We start from the raw sequence: 5,176 nt of genomic DNA, 5'->3' as shown, positions 1-5,176 counted from the left end.
CCGCGCTGACGGGCTGCTATCGTCCGTCGCAACAACGGAGTACGGGAAGAGGCCAGGTCTGTCCGGACAGCGGACGGATCGCCCCCCTGATCCGCGCAGTCTTCGATGATCCCGCTGTGGTGCCGTGCACCGGCGCGCGGGGTCGGCGAGAAACCCATCAAGTTCCAGTGCCGCTCCGTGGTCGCAGGCCACGCCGACACACCGAGGTTGCCGTAACCATGCGTCACGACGAAGGAGTCCGCGGTGAGTGCTGAACTCACGTCCCTCGCCTCAGGCAGTTGCCACTTCGGGGACGCTGGCTGTGGCTTCCCGGCCCCGGGTCTGAACGAGTTCCAGTTCAAGCCGATCTTCTCGATCGGCAGCATCGAGTTCAACAAGCCGATGCTGCTGTCGATCATCGTCGCGCTCCTGGTCGTCGTGTTCTTCTGGGCCGCCTTCGCCAAGCCGCGCCTCGTTCCCGGCAAGCTGCAGCTGGTCGGTGAGATCGGCTACGACTTCGTCAAGCGCTCCATCGTGCTGGAGACGATCGGCAAGAAGGGCGAGAAGTACGTCCCGATGCTGGTCTCGATGTTCTTCTTCATCTGGTTGATGAACATCATGTCGATCATCCCGTTCGCACAGTTCCCGGTGTCGGCGGCGATCGCGTTCCCGGCCGGCCTCGCGGCGGTCGTGTGGATCACCTACATGACGCTGACCTTCAAGAAGCACGGCTTCGTCGGCGGTCTCAAGAACCTCTGCTGGCCGTCGGGCATCCCCGGCTGGGTCATGTTCATCCTGGTGCCGATCGAGTTCTTCTCGAACATCTTCGTGCGCCCCTTCACGCTCGCGGTCCGAGCCTTCGCGAACATGTTCGCCGGCCACCTGCTGATCGTGATGTTCTCCATCGCCTCCTGGTACCTGCTCAGCCCGTCCCTGGGCGCGCTGTACGGCTCGGCCTCGTTCATCGTCGCCGTCGGCCTGACCGCCTTCGAGCTGCTGGTCCAGTTCCTGCAGGCCTACATCTTCGTGATGCTGGCCAGCAGCTACATCGCCGGTGCCCTGGAAGAGGCGCACTGAGCCCCGGGGCCACGGCCCCGCCGAGAACCACCTCCCGGATCGCCCGGTGGCCAATCACCACCGGATCACCACCCTGCAAAGGACAACGTCAATGAGCATCCTCGCTGAGGGCACTGTCTACGGTTCCGTCGCCTCCCTGGGCTACGGCCTCGCCGCCATCGGCCCCGGCATCGGCGTCGGTCTGATCTTCGGTAACGGTGTCCAGGCCATGGCCCGCCAGCCCGAGGCTGCCGGTCTCATCCGTTCCAACATGTTCATCGGCTTCGCGCTGACCGAGGCGCTCGCCCTCATCGGCATCGTCATGCCGTTCGTCTTCGGCAACAAGTAATCCCGCCGTAGACCCTTTCTGAGGAAGGTCCAGATATGAGCATGGCGATCGTCCAGCTCGCGTCCGAGGAGAAGATGAACCCTCTCCTCCCCGCGTGGCCCGAGATCATCATCGGCCTGCTCTGCTTCTTCATCGTCTTCGGTCTGCTCGGCAAGAAGCTCCTCCCCAGCATCGAGAAGGTGCTGTCGGAGCGCCGGGACGCGATCGAGGGCGGGATGGAGCGCGCCGAGGCCGCCCAGGCGGAGGCCCAGGCCCTGCTTGAGCAGTACCGCGCCGAGCTCGCCGAGGCGCGCCACGAGGCTGCCCGCATCGTCGAGCAGGCTCGCGAGCAGGGTGCCGCCCAGCTCGCCGAGATGCGCGAGGAGGGCCAGCGTCAGCGCGAGGCCATCGTCGCCGCCGGTCACGCCCAGATCGAGGCGGACAAGAAGCAGGCCACTGCCGCCCTGCGTCAGGACGTGGGCTCGCTGGCCACCCAGCTGGCGTCCCGCATCGTGGGTGAGTCCCTCGAGGACCACACCCGGCAGAGCGGTGTCATCGACCGCTTCCTGGACGAGCTGGAGGCCAAGGCCGCCGTTGCTCAGGGTGCGGCCAAGTGATCGGCGCCAGCCGCGAGGCCCTCGCTGCCGGCCGGCAGAACCTGGAGAGCCTGACCGACTCCACCTCGGTGGACGCGGCCAAGCTCGCCGAGGAGCTCACCGCCGTCACGGCCGTGCTGGACCGTGAGGTGTCGCTGCGCCGAGTCCTGACCGACCCGTCCCGGTCGGGCCAGGACAAGGCCCAGCTGGTCACCTCGCTGCTGACCGGCCAGGTCTCCGGCGAGGCCGTCGACCTGGTCTCCGGTCTGGTCCGCTCCCGCTGGTCGGGCTCGCGCGACCTGGTGGACGCGACCGAGGAGCTCGCCGCCTACGCGGAGATCATCGCCGCGGACAAGGCCGGCGCCCTGGACGACGTCGAGGACGAGCTCTTCCGCTTCGGTCGGGTGGTGAGCGGTTCGCACGAGCTGCGGGCCGCGCTGACCGAGCCGAAGGCCGGTGCCGTCGCGAAGGCCGAGCTGATCAAGAAGCTGCTCGGCGGCCGCGCCAACGCCGGCACCGTCCGGCTGGTCACCGCCCTCGTCAACGTGCCGCGTGGCCGTAGCCTGGAGCAGGGCCTCGAGTCCTACTCGAAGCTCGCCGCCGCGCGCCGCGGCCGCGTGGTGGCCCTGGTCACCACCGCGGTGCCGCTGTCGGACACCCAGAAGGAGCGCCTGTCCGGTGCTCTGGCCCGGATGTACGGCCGCCAGGTCCACCTGAACATCGACGTCGACCCCGAGGTCGTCGGCGGCGTCCGGGTGCAGATCGGCGACGAGATCATCAACGGCACCGTGTCGAGCCGCCTCGAAGGCGCTCGCCAGTCGCTCGAAGGCTGAGCACCGAAGCAGCACATCCGACCCTCGGTCGGGAAACCGGCTCCACCGGAGTCGGGCAAACGTACGGCCGGTTCGGAAGACCCGGCCGAGAGTCGAATACTTGCGGCCCTCAATGGCGGGCCGAGGATCGCAAACTAGGAGAGCAGGGAAGCCTGATGGCGGAGCTTACGATCCGTCCGGAGGAGATCCGGGACGCGCTGGCCGACTTTGTCCAGTCGTACCAGCCGGACGCCGCTTCTGTGGAAGAGGTCGGCACGGTCACTGACGCGGCGGACGGCATCGCGCATGTCGAGGGCCTGCCCTCGGTCATGGCGAACGAGCTGCTGAAGTTCGAGGACGGCACGCTCGGCCTCGCGCTGAACCTCGACACCCGCGAGATCGGTGTCGTCGTCCTCGGTGAGTTCGGCGGCATCGAAGAGGGCCAGACCGTGCGCCGCACCGGCGAGGTCCTCTCGGTTCCGGTCGGCGACGGCTACCTCGGCCGCGTCGTGGACCCGCTGGGCAACCCGATCGACGGCCTGGGCGACATCGCCGCCACCGGTCGCCGCGCCCTGGAGCTGCAGGCCCCCGGCGTCATGGCCCGCAAGTCGGTCAAGCAGCCGCTGCAGACCGGCATCAAGGCCATCGACGCGATGACCCCGATCGGCCGCGGCCAGCGCCAGCTGATCATCGGCGACCGCCAGACCGGCAAGACCGCGGTGGCCGTCGACACGATCATCAACCAGCGTGACAACTGGCGCTCGGGCGACCCGGAGAAGCAGGTCCGCTGCATCTACGTCGCCGTGGGCCAGAAGGGCTCCACCATCGCGTCCGTCCGCGGCGCCCTGGAGGAGGCCGGCGCGCTGGAGTACACCACGATCGTGGCCGCTCCCGCCTCCGACCCGGCCGGCTTCAAGTACCTCGCCCCGTACACCGGCTCGGCCATCGGCCAGGAGTGGATGTACGACGGCAAGCACGTCCTGATCATCTTCGACGACCTGTCGAAGCAGGCCGAGGCCTACCGTTCCGTCTCCCTGCTGCTGCGCCGCCCGCCGGGCCGCGAGGCCTACCCGGGTGACGTCTTCTACCTGCACTCCCGCCTGCTGGAGCGCTGCGCCAAGCTGAACGACGCCCTGGGCGGCGGCTCGATGACCGGTCTGCCGATCATCGAGACCAAGGCCAACGACGTCTCGGCGTACATCCCGACCAACGTCATCTCCATCACCGACGGCCAGTGCTTCCTGGAGTCCGACCTGTTCAACGCCGGCATCCGCCCGGCCGTGAACGTCGGTATCTCGGTCTCCCGCGTCGGTGGCTCCGCCCAGATCAAGGCCATGCGCTCGGTCGCCGGCCGCCTGCGTCTGGACCTCGCCCAGTACCGCGAGCTGGAGGCCTTCGCCGCCTTCGGTTCCGACCTGGACGCGGCCTCCAAGGCCCAGCTGGAGCGCGGTGCGCGCATGGTCGAGCTGCTGAAGCAGGGCCAGTACCAGCCGTTCCCGGTCGAGGAGCAGGTCGTCTCCATCTGGGCCGGCACCAACGGCAAGCTGGACGACGTCCCGGTCGCCGAGATCCGCCGCTTCGAGCGCGAGTTCCTGGACCACGTCCGCCTCCAGCACAAGGACCTGCTGGCCGGCATCGTGGAGACCGGTCTGCTCGCCGACGGCACCGTCGACGCCCTGACCAGCGCGATCGATGCCTTCAAGCAGGGTTACCAGACGGCTGACGGCAAGCTGCTCTCCGAGCAGGCCTGAGTCCGGTAGCGAGGGAAAGGACGTAACGACCCATGGGAGCACAGCTTCGGGTCTACAAGCGCCGGATCCGCTCTGTCACCGCGACGAAGAAGATCACCAAGGCGATGGAGATGATCTCCGCGTCGCGCATCGTCAAGGCGCAGCGCGCGGTGGCCGCCTCCACTCCGTACGCCGACGAGCTCACCCGGGCGGTGACGGCGGTGGCCACCCGGTCCAACGCCAAGCACCCGCTCACCACCGAGAACCCGAACGCCAAGCGCGCGGCGGTCCTGCTGATCACGGCGGACCGCGGCCTGGCGGGCGGCTACTCGACCAATGCCATCAAGGCCGCCCAGTCGCTCACCGAGCGCCTCAAGGCCGAGGGCAAGGACGTGGTGACGTACATCATCGGCCGCAAGGGCGTCTCGTACTACACGTTCCGCGGCCTGACGGTCGCGGGCTCGTGGACGGGGTTCTCGGACAAGCCGACCTACGGTGACGCGAAGACCGTGGCGGTCGACCTGATCGAGGCCTTCACGGCCGAGACCGGCGGCGTGGACGAGCTCCACCTGATCTCGACCGAGTTCGTGTCCATGCTGACGCAGAACGCGATCGAGGCGCGGCTGCTGCCGCTGAAGCTGGACGAGGTCCAGCTCAGCGACCAGAAGCCGGCCA

Annotated in this window: 6 protein-coding genes; all 6 read left to right on the top strand. The window is 68.2% G+C overall.

Annotated features, from left to right (window positions below; all coding sequences use genetic code 11):
- The first annotated feature begins 243 nt into the window (after positions 1-243).
- Positions 244-1,056, top strand: coding sequence for a F0F1 ATP synthase subunit A (atpB, locus tag AB0E96_RS37940; RefSeq protein WP_049651806.1), 813 nt, complete (start codon positions 244-246; stop codon positions 1,054-1,056).
- 91 nt (positions 1,057-1,147) lie between these two features.
- The gene (gene atpE / locus AB0E96_RS37935; protein WP_031074289.1) at positions 1,148-1,384 is read left to right on the top strand and encodes an ATP synthase F0 subunit C; all 237 of its coding nucleotides are present in this window, start codon (positions 1,148-1,150) and stop codon (positions 1,382-1,384) included.
- A 41-nt stretch (positions 1,385-1,425) separates the two neighbouring features.
- Positions 1,426-1,980, top strand: a complete 555-nt coding sequence (locus AB0E96_RS37930; protein ID WP_359830931.1) for a F0F1 ATP synthase subunit B — start codon at positions 1,426-1,428, stop codon at positions 1,978-1,980.
- On the top strand, positions 1,977-2,792 hold the full coding sequence (locus tag AB0E96_RS37925) for a F0F1 ATP synthase subunit delta (RefSeq protein ID WP_359830929.1): 816 nt from the start codon (positions 1,977-1,979) through the stop codon (positions 2,790-2,792). The genes AB0E96_RS37930 and AB0E96_RS37925 overlap by 4 nt, the downstream gene beginning before the upstream one ends.
- 155 nt (positions 2,793-2,947) lie before the next feature.
- Positions 2,948-4,522, top strand: a complete 1,575-nt coding sequence (atpA, locus tag AB0E96_RS37920; RefSeq protein ID WP_359830927.1) for a F0F1 ATP synthase subunit alpha — start codon at positions 2,948-2,950, stop codon at positions 4,520-4,522.
- 32 nt (positions 4,523-4,554) lie between these two features.
- Positions 4,555-5,176 (top strand): FoF1 ATP synthase subunit gamma (locus AB0E96_RS37915; RefSeq protein WP_359830926.1); only part of this gene is annotated, 622 nt, incomplete at its 3' end.

This window comes from Kitasatospora sp. NPDC036755, assembly GCF_040636595.1.
In the GTDB taxonomy this organism is placed as follows: Bacteria; Actinomycetota; Actinomycetes; order Streptomycetales; family Streptomycetaceae; genus Kitasatospora.
This window is presented reverse-complemented; position numbering and strand designations above follow the sequence as displayed.